The 18,914-nt window shown below is 54.7% G+C and carries 15 protein-coding genes and 1 riboswitch; of the genes, 4 read left to right on the forward strand and 11 right to left on the reverse strand.

Features of this window, described 5'->3' with window-relative positions:
* Positions 1-106 precede the first annotated feature (106 nt).
* The gene (locus F1379_RS19340) at positions 107-3,862 is read right to left on the reverse strand and encodes a glycoside hydrolase family 9 protein (protein ID WP_162551218.1); all 3,756 of its coding nucleotides are present in this window, start codon (positions 3,860-3,862) and stop codon (positions 107-109) included.
* Between the two features lie 323 nt (positions 3,863-4,185).
* Positions 4,186-4,266, forward strand: a riboswitch (glycine riboswitch).
* 137 nt (positions 4,267-4,403) lie between these two features.
* Between F1379_RS19340 and F1379_RS19345 the strand changes: the two genes are divergently transcribed.
* On the forward strand, positions 4,404-5,786 hold the full coding sequence (locus tag F1379_RS19345; protein ID WP_150272839.1) for an amino acid permease: 1,383 nt from the start codon (positions 4,404-4,406) through the stop codon (positions 5,784-5,786).
* A 70-nt stretch (positions 5,787-5,856) separates the two neighbouring features.
* On the opposite strand, the gene F1379_RS19350 is transcribed toward F1379_RS19345, so the two are convergent.
* The 4 genes from F1379_RS19350 to F1379_RS19365 are packed head-to-tail and all read right to left on the reverse strand — an operon-like array spanning position 5,857 to position 9,815.
* Positions 5,857-6,660, reverse strand: coding sequence for an ABC transporter ATP-binding protein (locus tag F1379_RS19350; RefSeq protein WP_150272841.1), 804 nt, complete (start codon positions 6,658-6,660; stop codon positions 5,857-5,859).
* Entirely contained in the window at positions 6,660-7,691 is a 1,032-nt protein-coding gene (locus tag F1379_RS19355; RefSeq protein ID WP_150272843.1) for a FecCD family ABC transporter permease, read from the reverse strand. Before F1379_RS19355 ends, F1379_RS19350 begins: the two co-directional genes overlap by 1 nt.
* On the reverse strand, positions 7,688-8,728 hold the full coding sequence (locus F1379_RS19360) for a FecCD family ABC transporter permease (RefSeq protein WP_150272845.1): 1,041 nt from the start codon (positions 8,726-8,728) through the stop codon (positions 7,688-7,690). Before F1379_RS19360 ends, F1379_RS19355 begins: the two co-directional genes overlap by 4 nt.
* Positions 8,721-9,815: an iron-siderophore ABC transporter substrate-binding protein gene (locus tag F1379_RS19365; protein ID WP_150272847.1), complete on the reverse strand. Its 1,095-nt coding sequence runs from the start codon at positions 9,813-9,815 to the stop codon at positions 8,721-8,723. The genes F1379_RS19360 and F1379_RS19365 overlap by 8 nt, the downstream gene beginning before the upstream one ends.
* A 262-nt stretch (positions 9,816-10,077) precedes the next feature.
* On the opposite strand from F1379_RS19365, the gene F1379_RS19370 reads away from it, so the two are divergent.
* The 3 genes from F1379_RS19370 to F1379_RS19380 all read left to right on the forward strand — a co-directional run bounded on the left by F1379_RS19370 (position 10,078) and on the right by F1379_RS19380 (position 13,354).
* Positions 10,078-10,803: a 3-ketoacyl-ACP reductase gene (locus F1379_RS19370; protein WP_150272849.1), complete on the forward strand. Its 726-nt coding sequence runs from the start codon at positions 10,078-10,080 to the stop codon at positions 10,801-10,803.
* A gap of 565 nt (positions 10,804-11,368) precedes the next feature.
* Positions 11,369-12,703 (forward strand): AAA family ATPase, encoded by a 1,335-nt coding sequence (locus tag F1379_RS19375; RefSeq protein ID WP_150272851.1) that lies wholly within the window; start codon positions 11,369-11,371, stop codon positions 12,701-12,703.
* A gap of 180 nt (positions 12,704-12,883) precedes the next feature.
* Positions 12,884-13,354 carry an RloB domain-containing protein gene (locus tag F1379_RS19380; RefSeq protein ID WP_239004741.1) on the forward strand — a complete coding sequence of 157 codons (471 nt, stop codon included), beginning with the start codon at positions 12,884-12,886 and terminating at the stop codon, positions 13,352-13,354.
* A gap of 67 nt (positions 13,355-13,421) precedes the next feature.
* Here F1379_RS19380 and F1379_RS19385 read toward each other — a convergent pair whose 3' ends face one another.
* The 6 genes from F1379_RS19385 to F1379_RS19410 form a co-directional block, all read right to left on the reverse strand.
* Positions 13,422-14,807 (reverse strand): HAMP domain-containing sensor histidine kinase, encoded by a 1,386-nt coding sequence (locus F1379_RS19385; protein WP_239004739.1) that lies wholly within the window; start codon positions 14,805-14,807, stop codon positions 13,422-13,424.
* Positions 14,795-15,457: a response regulator transcription factor gene (locus F1379_RS19390; protein ID WP_150272853.1), complete on the reverse strand. Its 663-nt coding sequence runs from the start codon at positions 15,455-15,457 to the stop codon at positions 14,795-14,797. The genes F1379_RS19385 and F1379_RS19390 overlap by 13 nt, the downstream gene beginning before the upstream one ends.
* Before the next feature lie 54 nt (positions 15,458-15,511).
* Positions 15,512-16,420 (reverse strand): copper amine oxidase N-terminal domain-containing protein, encoded by a 909-nt coding sequence (locus F1379_RS19395; RefSeq protein WP_150272855.1) that lies wholly within the window; start codon positions 16,418-16,420, stop codon positions 15,512-15,514.
* A gap of 108 nt (positions 16,421-16,528) precedes the next feature.
* On the reverse strand, positions 16,529-17,287 hold the full coding sequence (locus F1379_RS19400) for a lantibiotic immunity ABC transporter MutG family permease subunit (protein ID WP_150272857.1): 759 nt from the start codon (positions 17,285-17,287) through the stop codon (positions 16,529-16,531).
* A 1-nt stretch (position 17,288) separates the two neighbouring features.
* The gene (locus tag F1379_RS19405; RefSeq protein WP_150272859.1) at positions 17,289-18,017 is read right to left on the reverse strand and encodes a lantibiotic immunity ABC transporter MutE/EpiE family permease subunit; all 729 of its coding nucleotides are present in this window, start codon (positions 18,015-18,017) and stop codon (positions 17,289-17,291) included.
* Positions 18,001-18,726 carry a lantibiotic protection ABC transporter ATP-binding protein gene (locus F1379_RS19410; protein WP_150272861.1) on the reverse strand — a complete coding sequence of 242 codons (726 nt, stop codon included), beginning with the start codon at positions 18,724-18,726 and terminating at the stop codon, positions 18,001-18,003. Before F1379_RS19410 ends, F1379_RS19405 begins: the two co-directional genes overlap by 17 nt.
* Between the last annotated feature and the right edge of the window lie 188 nt (positions 18,727-18,914).

Consider the following 18,914-nt stretch of genomic DNA (forward strand, 5'->3'; position numbering starts at 1 on the left):
CCTTAAATCTAAAAAGCACCCGCGACAGGGCACTTGTGCGAACAAGTGCCCTGTTTGCGGATGCTATCAGAGGATGTACTAACTTACATAGGCTTGTAGATGCCTGTTACTTAGCATTTGCAAGCAGGAAGTTATAGATCAGAACAGCTGCTTCGGCGCGGTTCACCTGCATCTTCGGCGCGTAGTTGCCGTTTGCATCTGCACTCAGCACCTGCGCTTGCTGCAATGCTGCCACAGGCGCTTGCGCATAGGCGGCGATTGCTGCCTGATCAGCGAAGGCTGCGGCAACTGATTCGCTTCTCTCCAGCGTATATCCGCCGGACACAAGGGCACGGTGGAGCAGCACAGCCATCTCTTGTCTGCTCAGCACTTCGTTCGTGCCGAACGTGCCATCCGGTCTGCCCTGCACAATGCCCAGCTTCTCAGCCGAAGCGATGGCGCTGTAATACCAGGCGCCGGCTTTCACGTCGCTCAGCTTGCTGACAGCAGTAGAATCGCCAAGGTCAAAGAACTTCACCAGCATCTGCACGAATTCGGCCCGGGTCAGCTTGCCTTGCGGGTCGTATTGGCCTGCGCCTTTGCCGACAATAACGCCACGGGCAGCAACAGCGCGGATGGCATCGCTTGTAGCGGCAGTCAGTGTGCCAATATCATTGAAGCTCACGTTCGTATAAGCGGCAGCGTATTTGCTGAAATGCGCCGGCTGGAACACGATTTTGCCTGATTGTGCGTCATAGACGCCGTTCTTAGCGATGTTCAGACCGTTGTCTACATTATAGACCACTACCTGGCCCGCCTGTTCGCCGGCCTTAAGTGTGTACGGAAGCTTCACGGTTACCGGCTTGCCGGTCCATTGAACAGCAGTGTTATCTACCTTCAGCGTCAGATCATACACCGGATTGTCGCCCAGAAGGGTGCGCACTTCGGCAGCAAGCCCTTCAGAAGTGGCTACCGTAACTCCGATAGACAGCTTCTGCGCGTCTTTGCCGAACAGCCCCTTCAGATAGGCCTGATCCAGCTCCACGGTAGTGCCGAGCACTTCAAGGGAAACCGATTGGACCGAGGCTGCATCCAATGTACGGAGCCACTCCCCGGGAATTTCGACAGCAATGCTCTTCTGGCCGCTTGCCGCATCTACCGGGATAGTAATTTTGCCGTCCACAGCTTTGCTTGCTGCTGTCTTCAGTGCCTCTTGAGATACGGCGACCGTCTGCGTTGCGGTATTGCCGGTAGCTCCACCAGAGCTGCTACCCGTGCCCGGCTGCTGAGTTGGACCCGTTACATTTCCATAATGCACTTCAAGCTGATACTGGGTGCTTATTCTGCCGTCAATAGATTGAACGGTAATTACGGTCTTGCCAATCTTGACTGCAGTTACATCAAATGTGGTCACACCTGTGTCTTCAGCGTAAGTTACATTGCTTACTGTAGCGATGCTATTGTCAGCAGAGGCTACCTGCAGCTTCTTGAAGGCAGCGTCAGCCGGTGTCACCGTTGCGGTGATGCTGCGTGTCTCGCCGATGGTCTGGAGGCCGCTGGTGCCGCTAGACAGCTGAATGCTCTCGGAGAACGTCTGATTCTGCACATTGGTTAGCAGTGCCGTCAGATAAGTGAGCGGCGAGTTATAGTTCAGCGCCTGCTCATTGCTCTCCCAGTCCACAGTAGCCTGGTTGTAGGCCTTGGCCGGGAAATTGAACTTGCCGTTATTGTTAGGGCCGCCAGGCATATAGCCGTTCGGCATTTCCGTGATGAAGTCGCGCATGTAAATTTCATGATGGGTAATATGGACGCGGTTCTCACCATACCCCGTAATGTAGCTGAGCTGCAGCGGATTAATGCCCAGCAGGTAGTTGAGGTTGCCGCTGGCGACCTGAAGGTTCTGCTCATCATATTCACCGATAATCCGGCTGCCGATATCCAGGCTGATCGCTACGCCCGCCACATTGGAGTTGGCTCCCCAATAGAAGCCCTTGTCTGTGGAGTTGCGCCATACCGCCCCATTGGTGGCCGTATCGATCACTGTGTTTCTCCACTCCTGATATTTAGGCACGAACCATGCTGTAACCTCTTCACTTGGCGCAGCACCGCTCAGGTAGTGATAGAAGCCGATCAGCTCCATACTGCCGATGCCGTGCGAGAAGTCGGTCGTTTCGAACTTTGAGGCGAATTCTTCATAATTGGCCACCACAAAATCGCTATACTGGGCTTCGCCTGTCGCTCTGTACAGTGCAGCTGCCGCGTAGAACCGGTCATTCAAATCCTCGTTGTCATTATAAGGTCCGTCCGGCTGGGCAATGAATTCCGGATGGGCGGCCAGGTAGTCCCAGCCTCTTACTGCAGATGCCAGCAGGGAATCCGCATAGGCTTCCATTCCCGGCACATCCTTGAACACAATGTAGGCATGGGCCAGAGCCCCTACAGTTGTAGCCGTTTGTGCAGTCGGGATAATGCTCTCCTCGCCGGTACCGTCCATGAGGAAGCGCTTCGGCTGAGGCTCACGGATGACATAGGCGTAGAAGCCGCCGGAAGCGTCATCCTGCATTTTCAGGAAGAAATCGGTTTCCACCTTGATCTCGTCAATGAGATCCGGAATGCCGTTGCCGCTCTCCGGGATATTCAGCTGACCGTCCGAGAATTGCTGCGGAAAGTTCTCATAAGCCCAGAGCAGGTCGGATACGGCCGTCGCGGCAGCGGTTACATATTTGCCCGTGTCGCCCGCATCCCACCAGCCGCCGGATACATCCTTGGTCTGTGTTGGATCAGATTGCAGCGGCAGATTGGCGTCGATCTTATGCAGACCGGTACGGGCAAATTCCCCGGCGTTCTCCGGCAGCAAATCTTCGTTCGCTCTCTGGTAATAGAAGAATTTCTGCACATCCGTCAGCAGGCTGTCATAAACATCCGCTCCGATGGCAAACGGCAAGGATGGCTCGGCAACACCGTCTACGGTAATGTAATATTCGCCGCTCTCATTGACGGCGGAGAAATCGGCTTTTAACACTTTTTCGCCGGACAGTTCATCATAGGCAGCTACAAGCGACAGAGTGCCCTCATAAGCAACGCTGTTGTCTGAAGTCCGCTTCACCTGGAACGGGGTACCAACCACAGCAGACAGTTCGTTGTAATAACCGCTGACATTGGCATACTTCTCCCCATAGTTCAAATAACCGACCTGATTCACCTTGATCGGAGCGTAGCTAGGTTCCGGGTCAGGGGAAGTCACTTTAATATTGCTGATCCAGAAGGTGATTGGCGTGTTATCGCCGGTGATTTTTAAGAGCTGAATTTTGCCTTCATCGAAGAGAGGTTCACTATCAAAAATTGCGCTCAACGGAATCGATACATGCTGCCACTCGTTCGTCAGAGTAATGTAATCGCTAACATCAACCAGCGCGTCAAGATTGGTCTCCTCGGGATTGGCATCTGTGTCCTTGTAGAAGCCGCCGTTGCCGTCAGAGCGCTCGTGAACGACATCGCGGAAGCCGATCTTGAAGTTCTCGCCGCCTTCTGCGCCGACCACATCAAACTCCAGCCTGCCGTTTGCGGCATAAGCGCTGAAATCGAAGGACTGCCAGCCGTTGGTCGTTAATTGATCGGCCCAATAGTCATTGGTGACAACCTTGCGGGCATCCTTGTCCTGGTATACTTCTTTCGTAACTGTTGAGCCGTAGCCCCAGCCGGTATCCTTAATCTCAATATCCTTGAGCTTGTTCCAATTCTCTCCTCCCGGAGGAAGGTAATTGACCTCTGTTGCCGTGTCTGCGGAAACCAGCGAAGCCGGAACAATCATCGAAAAAGCGGTTGCAAAAGTCATCAGAAAAACAGCTGCTTTTTTGGTGCGATTACTTTTCTTAATCTGCAAAATTGTAACCCCTTTCATTCGTAGTGACAATATCGTAGCAGCAGTATCAGAGAAAATGTACCAAAATAATTAGCTATTTTTTCATATTAAATTTTACATTTGGCGTTAAATTACCGGATCAGAGGGCTTTCAGTAGGCAGCATCTGCCGAAATCCGGTACAAATTAGTGATCAGCAGGGAAGACGGCAAGCTGCCGGAGAGACTTTTTTCACAGAATGATTGCTCACACCGCGAGTAATATGTTAGCATAGCAAGAACGGAAACACCGCTTCACTAATTTCATATATTCACAGGCTATGATTGCTATGGATCACACTATAGCAGGAGCAGCTTCTGGAGAGACTGCGGGTTAACCGCGGCGCCGAAGGGTTCACAATCTCAGGCAAAAGGACAGAAGAGTACCGAGTAATATTCGTCAGGCGGTCCGCATTCCGCAGGGCGAGTCTTATTTGGATATTCTTTCGTACCCGGAGATTGGATGATATCCAATCTTCTTTTTTTTGTTCCAACAAGGCAGTGTACACATTAAGGGGGAAGCAGTATGGCACAGACAGAGTTAAAGAGAGAGCTCGCCAACCGGCATGTCCAGCTGATTGCTATCGGCGGCACCATCGGTACGGGATTGTTCCTGGGATCGGGAAAAGCGATTGAGAAAGCAGGCCCGTCCATCATGATTACGTATTTAATTGTAGGCATCGCGGTATTCTTTGTCATGAGGGCACTGGGGGAGCTGCTGCTCTCTAAGGCGGGCTACCAGTCGTTTACGGATATTGCGGAGGATTACCTGGGGCCGCGGGCGGCGTTCGTCACTGGCTGGACCTACTGGTTCTGCTGGATTATGACGGCGATGGCCGATGTCATTGCAGTCGGCGTCTATGTGCAGTATTGGTTCGACATTCCGCAGTGGGTCCCGGCAGTGATCTGTCTGGTGGTTCTGCTGGCGCTTAACCTGATGACCGTCAAGAATTTCGGGGAGCTGGAATTCTGGTTCGCGCTGATCAAGGTCGTGACGATTCTTGCATTGATTGGTCTGGGCGTGGTGCTTCTGATCATGGGCTTCAAGACGGACGCTGGCTCGGTAACAGTCCGCAATCTGTGGCAGCACGGCGGAGTATTCCCGAACGGGGTGACCGGCTTCCTGTTCTCGTTCCAGATGGTCGTCTTCGCGTATGTAGGCGTGGAGTTGGTGGGGGTGTCGGCAGCAGAAACTGCGGATCCTGAGAAAAATATCCCCTCCGCCATCAACAAAATCCCGCTGCGGATTCTCTTCTTCTATGTCGGCGCGCTCTTCGTCCTGCTGTGCATCAACCCTTGGACACAGCTCAGCCCCGCGGAAAGCCCGTTCGTGCGTACCTTTACACTGGTCGGCATTCCCGTGGCTGCAGGGATCATCAACTTCGTGGTTCTGACCTCAGCCGCATCGGCCTGCAACAGCGGCATGTTCTCGACCAGCCGGATTCTCTATAATCTGAGCCGGAAGGATCAGGCGGCCGCACAGTTCGGCAAGCTGAACAAGAATCATGTGCCGGCCAACTCGCTGTTCGTATCGACGCTGATTATCTCCGCAGGCGCGCTGCTGAGCAAGCTGATTCCGGGGCAGGCGTTCGAGATTGTCACCACCATCAGCGCCATTTGCTTCATCTGGGTGTGGGGCGTTGTCCTGATCAGCCATATCAAGTATAAAAAGACCCGTGCCGACCTGCACGCAGCCTCCAAATTCAAAGCACCACTCACACCGTTTATCAACTATGCGGTATTGGCCTTGTTCGCCGCAATTCTGATTATCATGCTGATCTCCGGCGAGACGCGTCCGGCTGTATTGTGCACGCCAATCTGGTTCATTCTGCTATACGTGCTGTATGCCATCAGAACCCGGAAGCCGAAGAACGTTCAGGAGGCTCCGGTGATTGAAACAAGAGCATAGACAGCGACGATAAAAAGGAGGCTATCCCATATGCCGCAATGGCTGCTTGGGAAGCCTCCTTTCTGCTATTTCAGACATTCACATGGTACCGGCCTCTTGGCACGACCATCGGTGAGCCGGCGATCGGGTCGGGAATGACCGAGCAGTCCAGTCCGAAGATGTCTTTGACGAGCGTGGCCGTAACCACCTCCGCCGGCGTACCTTCAGAGACCAGTCTGCCGTCATGGAGCGCAAAGATATGGTCGGCATACCGGGCCGACAGGTTGATATCATGCAGCACCATAACAATGGTGGTTCCGTGCTTGCGATTCAGGTCGGTGAGCAGATCGAGAATCTCCACCTGATAGGTGATATCGAGAAAGGTTGTCGGCTCATCGAGGAACAGAATATCCGTCTGCTGCGCCAGTGCCATGGCAATCCAGACACGCTGGCGCTGGCCGCCGGAGAGCTCGTCGATGTTGTGGTTGGCGAACTGGGTGATGTTCATGATCTCCATCGCCTCGGCCACGGCTTCATAGTCCTTCTTGGACCAGCCGCCGAGCAGCGACTGATGCGGGAAGCGGCCCCGGCCCACCAGATCGGCGACCGAGATGCCTTCCGGTACAATCGGCGATTGCGGCAGCAGTCCGACGACGCGGGCGAGCTGCTTCGGAGGAATCTTGCTAATCGGCTTGCCGTCGAGCGTAATGGCTCCGGAGACGGGCTTGATCAGCCGGGCCATCGTCTTCAGAAGCGTGGACTTCCCGCAGCCGTTGGAGCCGATGATGACGCTGATTTTGTTGCTGGGAATGACCAGGCTCACGTCTTGAATGACCGGCTTATTGTCATACCCCGCTACGAGTTGTTCCGCTTGAAAAAGATGTGTAGCCGTCATTATAATTCTCCCTTTCGATTCATCCGGATCAGCAGATAGATCAGATACGGCGCCCCGAGCAGTCCGGTAATGACCCCCACAGGGAATCTGTACTCAAAAGCGAACTGTCCGATCAGATCGGACGCCAGCACCAGGTTCACGCCGACCAGTCCGGCCGGAATGACATTCGAGAACCCGGCCCCGGCCAGTCTCTTGGCAATCGGCCCTGCCAGGAAGGATACGAAGGCGATAGGACCGGTAATAGCCGTGGCAATGGCAATCATGATGACGGAGCTGACAATCAGCGCAATCCGGGTCTTGTCGGCATGCACCCCGAGCGAGGTAGCCGCCTGTTCCCCCAGCTCCAGGATGCCGAGATGCTTGCCCATTACGACAACGACGGGGGTCAGAAGCAGCACCGCGATAACCAGCGGCGGAAGCTCCTTCAGATGGGAGCCGTTCAGGCTGCCCGACAGCCAGCGCATGGCGGCGGGAACATCCTGCTCCGCGCTGACCAGCAGCAGATAAGAGATGACGGCGTCAAGCATAGCCTGAATCCCGATGCCGACCAGGATCAGCCGTCCGATGGAGAAGGACCGTCCCCGCGACAGGAAATAAATCAGGGTGACGGTAGCCAGGCCTGCCACCACCGAAGCTACGGACACCATAGCGCCTGAGGCATGCAGCATGGTGATGCAGAAGACGGCAGCCGCACTGGAGCCCGAGGTGATGCCGATGACATTCGGATTCGCCAGCGGATTACGCAGCATCGTCTGGAAGATGTAACCGGCCACCCCGAAGGCGAACCCGGCGAACAGGCCGGCCAGCATTCGTGGCAGACGGATCGTATTTACCGCAAAGGAAACGCCCTTCAGCTGTTCTCCCGACAGCGCCCGGATGACATCCTTCAGCGGATAAATGGTGTTGCCCAGCAGCAGCATGGCGATGCACAGCGCGCAGGCCAGCACGGCAAGGGTTATGGTAACCAGGAGCCAGCGCCGGTGTCTTTGGCGCCGGCCCGTCATTATAATATCAATCGTTTGATTTGTCATAAGGACCGCACTTTCGATCTGATCGCTACGAAGATTAGGATGGGAGCTCCTATGAATGCTGTAACTACACCGACCTCCAGCTCGCCGGGACGGCCGATCAGCCTGCCGCCCACATCGGCCAGTGTCAGAATGACGGCGCCGGAGAGCGCCGACATCGGAATGACGAACCGCAGGTCCGGTCCGAGCAGCAGCCGGATCACATGCGTGGCCAGCAGCCCGATGAAGCCGATGGGACCGGCCAGGGCGGTGGTTGCGCCGCAGAGCAGGACACCGGCCAGTGCGGCAATCATCCGCAGCGTTCCGGTGCGTACGCCGAGACCGGTGGCGACGTCGTCGCCGAGCGCCAGCGCATTCAGCGCCGGAGCGCAGATGAAGCCGACCAGGAGTCCAAGGACCAGAAACGGCAGGAAGGTCGAAATGCTGCTCCAGCTTCCCGCGCCGACGCTGCCCACCTGCCAGAACCGGAACTGGTCCATGACATAGGCACGCGGAATCAGAATCGCGGTAACCAGAGAGGACAGGGCCGCACTGGTGGCCGCCCCCGCCAGGACAAGCTTAATGGGGGTGGCTCCGCCGCGCCCCATGGAGCCTATGCCGAACACGAATAATGCAGTTAAGGCCGCTCCGGCCAGAGCGAGCCAAATATACTGGCTGGCTGAGCTTACATTCAGGAAGGCAATGCCGCATACCACGAACAGAGAGGCGCCGGTATTGACGCCGAGTATGCTCGGATCAGCAATCGGGTTGCGGGTAACGGACTGCATCAGCGCTCCGGACACGCCCAGCGCCGCACCGCAGCATAAGCTGAATACCGTCCGGGAGATCCGCTTGCGGACGACATTCGCTCCGAAGGAGTCTACGTCCGGGTGAAAGAGTCCGTCCATCATCTCCTTCAAGCTGACTGTCCGTGCGCCGAAGATCAGAGAGGCAACAACGCATAAACCCAACAAAACCGCGCCAATCACCACTACTGTGGTGAAATGGCGCGGGAGATGCAGGGCCGGGCGTTTCGTCCCGGAGCCTGTAGTGCTACTCATTGATCTTGTCAGCAGCTCCGCCGATCAATGCCAGGTATTCATCGATGGTGTAAGCGATGGACAGCGGATTCGGCGTTCCGGCTGCAACCAGCGGCGTATCACTGTCGATGAAGGCTACGGAGCCTCTTTCGATGGCCGGGATTTTGCCCAGCAGGGAGTCGGCCTGGAGTGCTTTCAGCAGTTCGTCATTGCCATAGCCAGCGATGATATCGGCATCGTACAGTGCTTCAACGTTCTCGGCGCTCAGGTTCAGCGAGTAGCTGGTAGGATCGGTAATTTGGCTGGTGATGCTTTCCGGATATTCCATGCCCAGCTCGTACAGGAACGAGACACGGGAATCAATAGGTGTGTAAATATGCAGCTGGGACAGATCTTCAGCCGAGAAGTTTACCCACACGACCTTCTTGCCGGCGATTTGCGGGTATTTGCTCAGCTTCTCCTTAACCATGTCCTCAGTGTCTTTGATCAGCTGTTCGCCTTCAGCCTTTAGGCCCATGCCTTCGGCATTCAGCAGAACCTGTTCACGCCAGGTAGTTGTCCAAGGTGAAGTCGGATATGCTACAACCGGAGCGATCTGGCTCAGGGTGTCGTAGTCTTCCTGCGTGATCCCGGAGTATGCGGCCAGAATCACATCCGGATCGGCATCGGAGATGGCTTCGAAATCAAGGCCGTCCGTGTCCTGGAACACGTTCGGGTCGGTTACGCCGAGCTCATCGAGCTTCTCTTTGGTCCAAGGCAGCAATCCGCTGTCGTCCTGAACACCGAAGTTCGCAGCCGAGAAACCTACTGGCACAACGCCCAGAGCGAGTGCAACGTCATGGTTCGCCCATTGGATGGTTACGACACGTTCCGGCTTGCTCTCGATAACAGCTTCACCAAGCGCGCCCTTGATTGTGATCGGGTATTGTACAGCGTTAGCAGCTGGCGCTTCCGTAGCGGGTGCCGTGCTGGCCGCAGGGCTTGCGGTCGGTTCCGGAGATGCAGCATTGTTCGAAGCGGTGTTGTTGTTACCGCAGCCGACCAGCGCAAGTGTGAGTGCGAATGGAACAAGCAATGTCTTGAAAGTAAACCTTCTTGCCGTATTCATGTGTGTGACCCCATCCTTTATGTATTGTATTTGTTGGTATCTCGATTTCTCAGCAAGGTCTCGATAATGATTCTCATTATCGTAAAATATATAGGCTATTGGCCGGGGTGTCAATAAAAAAGTGGTAATTCAATTTGCAGAGATTGCAAAATGAGGCGATTTTCTGAATGTCAAGATCGCCTGCGGCATTTCGCTCCGCCTATCCGGACATAGTATAATGGAAGAGAATTTATAGAAGCTGAATTGGAGAGGAGCCTGCTTAATGGCACAATCATTGCAAGGCAAAGTAGCAATTGTCACCGGAGCGGCAAGAGGAATCGGCAAGGCAACGGCGGTTGCACTGGCCAAGGAAGGCGTACACGTCGGACTATTGGCGAGAACGGAATCCGCACTGAAGGAGCTCGCTGCCGAGCTTCAGGGCTACGGGGTGAAGACGGCCTATGCCACTGCCGATATCGCATCCAAAGAGCAAGTGGACGCTGCGGTTGAAGCGCTCAAGAACGAGCTGGGAGCTGCGGATATTCTCATTAATAACGCAGGCATTGCCACCTTCGGCACCGTGCTGGAGATGGACCCGGAAGAATGGAAGGTCATGATCGATGTCAACGTGATGGGTACATACTATGTCACCCGTGCCGTACTGCCGCAATTAATCGAAAAAAATGCCGGAGATATCATCAACATCTCCTCGACCAATGGCCTGAGCGGCGCAGCGACCTCTAGCGCCTACAGCGCCTCCAAGTTCGCGGTCATCGGCTTCACCGAATCGCTGGCCCAGGAAGTGCGCCGCAACAATATCCGCGTCTCTGCTCTGACGCCAAGCACCATCGCCACCGATCTGGCGCTCGACCTGAACCTGATCAAGGAGAACAACGACTCCAAGTTCGTGCAGCCGGAGGACCTGGCCGAGTTCATCATCGACCAGCTGAAGCTGAATCCGCGTGTCTATGTGAAGACCGCGAGCTTTATTGCGACGAATCCGTTCTAAGGGATGGACAAGCAGGATTGAGAGAAGGCCATCCCGGTAGGGGTGGCCTTGTTTGTTTTTGCGGGGGCCTATCTTTCCGTTACCCGTTACCTTAGGTCCATCACCAACTAATTGGATTTCCGCCACTTATTTTCGCTGAATAGTACGATTATTAAGATCTAGTTGGATTTCGACCACCTAATTCGGGCTATTATCCCTCCGGTGGGCAAAAAGAGGAGAATTAAGTTGCCAATTTCCACTTAGTTCCTCCAAATGTGCTGCATGTACCCTTTTTAAGTGGCGAAAATCCAATTAGTTCTAATACTCCAACCATTCAAGGACCAATCGACGCTTGTGTTAAGCAAGCCAGCTGCACTTTACTAGTACCAATGCGGGGCGAAGACGCCTGCCTACGAAGTATTTCTTGGAGGAGCAGGCTTATTAGCGGTATAGCATGTCCGTTAAGTGTAATACTCCATTATTCGAATTTTCTGCAAAACTGAATAATAAAATTGACTTATGGCTAGGCTTAAGCATATATTCTTATTGTATTTTGCAATAATAGTGCAAAATGGAGGTGGATAGAATGCTCCTTGAATTTAGAGCCAAAAACTTTAAATCCTTCAAAGATGAGTTGGTGTTCTCTATGATCCCTGCACCGAAGCAGAAGGGTCTGGATTACAGTGTATTTAAGAAGAGGATTGGTTCCAAGGAATACAAAGGCTTGAGCTCGGCGGTTATATATGGTCCCAATGCATCGGGAAAGACTAATATCATTGGCGCAATGGACGTTCTGCAGAATATTATCTTAAGAGGACATGTTAGGAATGGAGACAGCAGTTCTAAAGAAAATCCTGCTTCCAGCATTTTAGAGCTGATTCCGAACCGTTTTGCAACCCAGAAGACTCCTGTTGAATTTGGGATTAAATTTATTACAAATAAAATATTGTTCGAGTATAAGCTATCGCTCGACCTCGGGGGCTTTCTTGATGAGGATTATAAGCGAAAGATCATATCCGAGAGCTTGAGCATCAATGAAAAGGTCGTATTTATAAGAGGTACCTCGTTAGAGTTTGGGGATATGGATATTATAGGAGAGCATGCAATTATAGGGTTTGAGGAAAATGAAAAAAGCCTTTTTGCCTTAGCAAGTAACAATTTGAATTCGTCTGAGCTGTTCTTAATGAACGGATTTAAAGTCATGTTCAGTTCGAAAATATCAGAGATGATCAAACGCTGGTTTGAAGACAAATTTATGGTCTTCTGCCGGGCGGATTCCTTGCAATCGGTACCCTTAAGCTCTAAAAAATCCAGGATATATATCAGCGCCAACCTGAATAAAGCAGCCCGGTTATTTGGAGCGAATTCCAATGCTTTGGTGTATCTTGCAAATGACGATGATACAGAGCCCAAGCTGGTATCACTTGTTGGCGGCGATGAAGGGAATATGCCTATACCGGCAGAGATCTATGAGTCGTATGGAACCATCCGCTTTGTTAATATGTTTCCGGTTGTAATGAAAGCATTGGCCAGTGGCGGCACCTTGGTCATTGATGAATTTGACGCTTCCCTGCATCCCATGGCTATTATGAGTATCGTGAATATTTTTCATAATGATGAGATCAACAAGAAGCAGGCCCAGCTTATTTTTAACACTCACAACCCCATTTTCCTGAATTCCAACCTGTTTAGAAGAGATGAAATTAAATTTGTTGAGCGGGATGATAGTACCTTCTCTAGTACTCACTATTCCCTGGCCGACTTTGGCACTTCAGGAGAGAAGGGGGTCAGGAATGGCGGCGACTATATGAAGAATTACTTCATCAACCAATATGGTGCGATTAAAGATATAGACTTTACCTCTGTTTTTGAAAACTTGTTAGAAAGCAGAGGTGAGTCGGACGAAGATGCAGCCGAATAGGAAGGGAAACCGCCAATACTTTTTCACTGTAGAGGGTGAAACTGAGAAATGGTATTTGGATTGGCTTCAAGAGGCAATTAACGCAGATTCAGCCGCTAAGTACACCGTGTCGATAAGAAGCAAAGTGGAGAAAAATCCATTGAAATTCGCAAAGGGTATTTCGATTATAGCCAAACCGAGATTACGCACTGGTTTGACTACGAAAGCCATGAGCTTGTGCATGAAAGAGAATTCAATGAAACCTTAGATCGTCTCAGGCAGGCAAATAGCATCAAAGGCAAACAGATCAAATATCTCTTAGGGTACAGCAATTTAACCTTTGAGCTCTGGATGGTGCTTCATAAAGAAAATTGCAATGCACACACCGAGCACCGTGACCATTATCTGCGAAATGTGAATAGCGCTTTTGGGGAGCGTTTTTCAGAGCTGAGCACTTACAAGGAAGAGAGCAATTTTAAACGGATTCTTAGAAAAATCACACTGGATGATGTGAAGGCGGCAGTAAGACGAGCCAACAGTATCATGCAGCGCAATACGGGGAACGGTCTTCGTCTCCTCGAACACAGAGGGTTCAAATACTATCGGGACAATCCTTCGCTTACAGTACATGAATCCGTGGAAAAAATATTAAAAGAGTGCGGACTAATTTAATATTATAGGTGAATGGAAAAGGCGCCCTCACCGGGGGCGCCTTTTCCATATCATAATTTGATTAGGTTCAGTTGTTCAGGAGCCCGTCAATCCCCACTCCCACCGTCACCCGCCCCCCGCCGGCTGCCGCGTTCTCCAGCGTCAGCGTACCCCCGTGCTGCTGCGCGGCGGATTCGGCGATGTAGAGGCCCATGCCGTGGTGGCGGCCGGAGGTGCGGCTCTGGTCGCCCATGTAGAACTGGGTGGCCGCTTCCCGCAGGTCAGCCGCCGAGAAGCCCGGCCCCGTATCCGTGACCGTGAAATAGACGGAGGTCCCGTCACTCCGGACCTCTAAGGTCACGCTTCCCTGCGGAGGCGTGTGCTCCACGGCGTTGGCGATGACATTGACGATGCCCCGCAGGAGCAGCTCCTTATCCATCGCGATGGATTCGGGCAGCTGCTCCTGCGCGTGGACCTCGGCGGCAATGCTCTTGCCGGTGGACAAGGCCCGTAGCTGGTTCTCCAGCTCGGCGAGGAAATCGCGCAGGCGTACCGGCGCTTTCCGCTGCACGGCGGCGGACTGCAGGCTGGAGAGGCCAATGACCTCCTGCACGAAGGTCTCGATGTCCTCCGCGCTCTGCAGGATGTACCCGTTGTACTCCCGCTGCATCTCGTCCTGGGCCGTCTCCTGCAGCAGCTCGGCATTGCCCCGGATAATGGTCAGCGGGGTCTTAATGTCATGCGCTAGCGCCGAAATCTGCTCCCGGCGCGAGCGCTCCAGCTCCCACTGCCGCATCAGGGAAGCGTGCAGGGCATCCTTCATCTGCTCCAGCGAAGCCAGCACCTCGTCAATCTCGCGGATGCCGCTCGGCTGGACGGTGAACTCCAGGTTCTCGCGCCGGATATTCTCGGTCGCTTCCTGCAGGCCCGCCATCTTCTGCGTCAGCTTCCGGCCGAAGCGGGCGGCCAGCACGGCGGCCAGCAGCAGGATGCCCAGCACAAAAAGCAGGATGCCGAGCACCTCCAGATTGGGCAGGTGGCTGCGCATCCAGGGCGAAGCATACTGCGGCTTTAACGTATAGCGGAACGCCCAGATCTCCTCCCCGTGCCGGAGGGAGGTATAGAAGTACGAATCCGGGCTCTTGTCCTGCTGGAGGTGGCCCCAGGTGTGAGCAGCCTCCTGCGCGCTTAGGCTGCCGGAGAGCAGCCTGCCCTCTGCGGTGAACACGGCATAGTCCGCCAGCTTCGGCGCGAAGCCCGGCGCAAGGCTGCCGCCGGCGGCCAACTGATCCTTGGCCGCCGCGATTTCCTTCTCCGCATAGTTGGCGGGCAGCACCACCTTGAACGAGAACGCAGCCGTGAACAGCCCCAGCAGCAGGACCAGCAGCAGAATCGTCCCGATGCTGAGGAACAGCAGATATTGCAGAAAGAAGGTGCGTAGGCGCATCTTCCGTATTTTTGCTACAGCCTCCACTTGTAACCAATCCCCCAGACCGTTTCGATGGCTTCGATGCCCGCCTTGCTCAGCTTGGCGCGGATGTTCTTGATGTGCTCTGTAATGGCGCTGCTGTCGCTCTCCCCGTCGAACCCGAAGACCGCCTCATACATATGCTCCTTGGAGAAGACCTGTCCGCGGCTCCGCGCCAGGAACTCGCAGATCTCGTACTCGCTCTTGGTCAGCGGCACCTTGCGGCCGTGGGCGAGCAGCTCTTTGCCGGAGAGGTTGAAGTGGACATGCTCCAGATACAGCACATTCCGCCGCTCCCGCGTCTCCCGTCTGAGGTGGGCGTTAATCCGCGCCCGCAGCGCGCCGATCCCGAAGGGCTTCACGATATAATCGTCCGCGCCCAAGCCCAGGCCGTACATCAGATCGCTCTCCAGCGTCTTCGCCGTCAGGAACAGAATCGGGCAATCCACCGCCGCGCGGATCTCCCGGCAGAGCGTAAAGCCGTCGATGCCCGGCATCATCACATCGAGCAGAATCAGGTCATAGGCGCCCAGATCCATCTGGCGCACCTGGGTAGAATCGGAGAGCGTGGTGACCAGATGGCGGTCTGCGCTCAGAGCGCTCTTGATCAGCGCCAGAATGGCGGGTTCGTCGTCGACGGCGAGTATTTTGGCCATATGGATTGAATTCCCCCGGTTTCTAAGTTGTCTGTTTCATTACCGTACAATCACTTACTTGGCATTCTCCCCTGGAACCTCAAAAAACTCATACGAACTAGGCATGTCCTGCTGTCCTAATGTGGTGACTTTCCCGTTTTGGTCGATGAAGCCGTATTCGGCGGAACCGATTTTCCAGAACGTTCTGAAGAATACAACTCTGTCCGATGTGAGCTTCGGCTGTGTCCCTACCTCTTCAACTATTCGGCTGCTGAGGAAGTAAGGGCCTGCGGCGCCTTGATCCCCAAGCTTGGCGATCCATTTTTGTTCCAACCGGCCACCCACGGCTTCCAGATACTCGATCCCGCTGCCTGTGGTCATGAAGACCTGATCCGCCCGCCCTTCAGGAAAATAATACGTATGATCAGGAATAGTAAACTCCTCGATCTGGGTGATCGGCTTCAGGGTGCGAACCGTCGGCAGCTCCAGAGTTGCTTTGCGTGCTGCGGCCAGGTTGTCCGATTGGGTCTTGGCAATCATCTCCGGCGTAGCCTTGACTACGTATACCTCGCGCGTATAAGGGTTCCAGCCTACATAGGCCTCAGCCGCTTCCGCAATAAAACGTAAAGGGACCACCACACGCCCCTGTTTGAGCTGGGAAGCTACGGGTAAATCTACTTTCTTGTTCCCTATGAATGCCGACTTCTGGCCTGCTACGAGTGTGATCGTTTCCTTATCGCGTACTACGGTTACTGTTTTGGTGGAGTTGCTCCAGACCACCTGAATACCCGGAATCGCCTGAATGACCTTCAGAGGAACCATGGTGGTGCCCCGCTCGATAAAAGATAAAGCTGCAACCTCCGTATCCACCGCGTCCTTATTCACTGTGATAGTAATGTCCTGTGAGCTCTTCGCCATGGACGTGCCTGCCATGAACACAACGAACAGTATACTAAGTATAGAACAAGCTGCGAACTTCTTCATTTAAACACCCTCCGTATACAAGATGGTTTATTCTTACATATATTGGACGATGTTTTCTTGAAAAAGTTACGTTCTCCCCCTCACCAAGCCCCAGCTTACCGCCAGACATCAGGCGTCGGCCGAACGGCCCTCCCAGCGCCGGAACCAGAGGCAGGACAGGATGGCTGCCGCTAGCGTTGCTAGAATACACACCAGTATTCCGGTATCCGCCCGCGATACGGCAAGGGGTAGCGGGGTGCCCGCAGCGTGAACGGTCCAGATCGAAATCAGGCGGGCTCCCCAGGCAAAAGGCATATACACCCAGATCCCCTCACCGAGTCCGGTCAGCAGCAGGGCAGCAATCAGACTCCCCACAATGCCGATCCCGATGGACGGCCCCCGGCCAAACCGCAGACTGACGAAGCTGTGCAGCAGATAGAGAAACACGTTACTTCCGAACAGAATTCCTGCACCGCTCCAGTAAAAAGCCATCCCCAAGCCGTCCTCTCCCAGCACATCGCGGAACCCAATTCCGAACAGGACGACGGCCAGCAGGACGGCGCCGAGGCCATAGATCAGCAGGAGCAGCAGCTTGCTGGTGTAGACCTTGACCCGCTGCACGGGGAGCGCCAGCATCCCCTGAAAATGCCCGGCCAGCGCCTCCTGCTCCGCCGTCATCGAGCAGACGAGGGCAATTAAGGTGGGCAAAGCGCAGCCCAGCACCTGAAGATACGCCTGCACCTTGTCGGCGGCGCTCCATGGCGAGTACGAGTAGTACGCCAGGAACACCGCTGCCGCGAGGAGCGGGGCCAGCAGATGGAGGAGCAGGAAGGGCGTGCGCCGGGTTTTGAGCAGGTCGGCCCTTAAGAGACCCAGTAATGAAGCCATCTTACTTCGCCTCCTGCTTGCGGAAGCTCCGGCCCGTCAGGAAGAACAGCAGCCCGAACCAGACGAGCGAGACCAGGACATCCAGCAGGATGGTGTCCGTGCTTCGCCAGCGACTGCCCTCCGGAACCGGAAGCCCGTTCGGCAGAATATGGAGCACCGGGCACATCAGCCGGAACGTAATCGTATAAGGCATGTAATCCCATAGCCCCCCGATGGCAAAAGTGACCACCCCCACAACGTTGCCGACCATATTGATCAGCACCGCAGCGAACAGTCCGAAGCGTGCGGCCAGGAACAGGCACAGCGGAATCTGCCACAGGAACGTCAGGAAGATCAGCAGGCTTCCGGCTGCGCTGTTCATCAGCGGGATCTTGGAGCCGAACAGCCAACCCCCGGACGAGATGCCGAGGAAGAACAGCAGAATGGTGAGCAGGAGCAAGCCGCTAAGGGCGGCAATCTTGGCGGACCAGAGGGTCTGCGGATGGAGCGGCAGCGCCAGCAGGGCGCGGTACTTCAGCTTCTTATCCTTCTGCATCGCGAGCGAGCAGGCCAGTGTCAGTGCACCGGGCAGCAGCAGCGTGTACCACCAGTTATACGACCCGGTCTGAAAATACGGCCCGCCCATCAAGAGGAAGCAGAGCAGCAGCGTGAACAGCGGCGCGATCCAGACCAGCCACGGGATGAAGGTGCGCCGCCACTTCAGGCGTTCCGCGCTAATAAGCCGAAGCACTGGCTTCACCCGCCCTTCGGTTGGCAGCGGCTACCTGCATGAACAAGGCTTCCAGCTCCGCCCCCTGCGGCGCAGCACCCTGATACCCCAGCCGCCCGCCGGCGATAATCCCGATCTGATCGACCACCTGCTCCACCTCGGAGAGAATATGGCTCGACAGAATGACCGTAATCCCTTGCTGCGGGAACGAGCGGATCAGCTCCCGCAGCTCCTGTATCCCAATCGGGTCCAGCCCGTTCGTCGGCTCGTCCAGAATGAGCAGCTTCGGCCGGTTCAGCAGCGCAATCGCGATGCCCAGCCGCTGCTTCATGCCCATGGAGAACTGCCCGGCGCGCTTCTTCCCGGTATGGGCCAGGTCCACCACCGCCAGTGTCTCCGCAATCCGCGATTCCGGCAGCCCCAGCGCCAGCGTCCGCACCTTCAGATTCTCCCGGGCCGTCAGGTTCTCATACAGCGGCGGCGCCTCGATCAGGACGCCGATCTCACTGAGATCCTTCCGGGCCCAGTCATGGCCCTGATACACAATCCGCCCCGAATCCGGCCGCAGCATTCCTGCGATCATCTTCAGCGTCGTCGACTTCCCGGCCCCGTTCGGGCCCAGCAGCCCATAGACCGAGTTCCGGGGCACGGCCAGCGAGACCTGGTCTACCGCCGGTTGTTTCTTGAAGCTCTTATAGAGGTTATCGGTGTGCAAAATCATATCCGACATCTTGTATCATCCCTTTCCACTTAGACAGTGTAAGGGGGAGTTATAAGGGAATTGTAAGGGGGGAGGAGTAGACGAATAAAAATAGATAATCTAATAATCTAGAGCAATTGACGATTTCTTAAAGTAATTTATGACATGTAAATAAAAAGTCCACCCTGGTAAGGGGTGGCTCATCGTCTAAAAAGTAT

The sequence above is a fragment of the Paenibacillus tepidiphilus genome (assembly GCF_008635795.1).
In the GTDB taxonomy this organism is placed as follows: Bacteria; Bacillota; Bacilli; order Paenibacillales; family Paenibacillaceae; genus Paenibacillus_AQ; species Paenibacillus_AQ tepidiphilus.

Excerpts from the sequence above, each read along its gene's own strand:
- F1379_RS19365 (WP_150272847.1), bottom strand. The coding sequence starts at position 9,815 with ATGAATACGGCAAGAAGGTTTACTTTCAAGACATTGCTTGTTCCATTC.
- F1379_RS19375 (WP_150272851.1), top strand. The coding sequence starts at position 11,369 with ATGCTCCTTGAATTTAGAGCCAAAAACTTTAAATCCTTCAAAGATGAG.
- F1379_RS19410 (WP_150272861.1), bottom strand. The coding sequence starts at position 18,726 with ATGTCGGATATGATTTTGCACACCGATAACCTCTATAAGAGCTTCAAG.
- F1379_RS19355 (WP_150272843.1), bottom strand. The coding sequence starts at position 7,691 with ATGACAAATCAAACGATTGATATTATAATGACGGGCCGGCGCCAAAGA.
- F1379_RS19370 (WP_150272849.1), top strand. The coding sequence starts at position 10,078 with ATGGCACAATCATTGCAAGGCAAAGTAGCAATTGTCACCGGAGCGGCA.
- F1379_RS19400 (WP_150272857.1), bottom strand. The coding sequence starts at position 17,287 with ATGGCTTCATTACTGGGTCTCTTAAGGGCCGACCTGCTCAAAACCCGG.
- F1379_RS19345 (WP_150272839.1), top strand. The coding sequence starts at position 4,404 with ATGGCACAGACAGAGTTAAAGAGAGAGCTCGCCAACCGGCATGTCCAG.
- F1379_RS19395 (WP_150272855.1), bottom strand. The coding sequence starts at position 16,420 with ATGAAGAAGTTCGCAGCTTGTTCTATACTTAGTATACTGTTCGTTGTG.
- F1379_RS19350 (WP_150272841.1), bottom strand. The coding sequence starts at position 6,660 with ATGACGGCTACACATCTTTTTCAAGCGGAACAACTCGTAGCGGGGTAT.
- F1379_RS19360 (WP_150272845.1), bottom strand. The coding sequence starts at position 8,728 with ATGAGTAGCACTACAGGCTCCGGGACGAAACGCCCGGCCCTGCATCTC.
- F1379_RS19390 (WP_150272853.1), bottom strand. The coding sequence starts at position 15,457 with ATGGCCAAAATACTCGCCGTCGACGACGAACCCGCCATTCTGGCGCTG.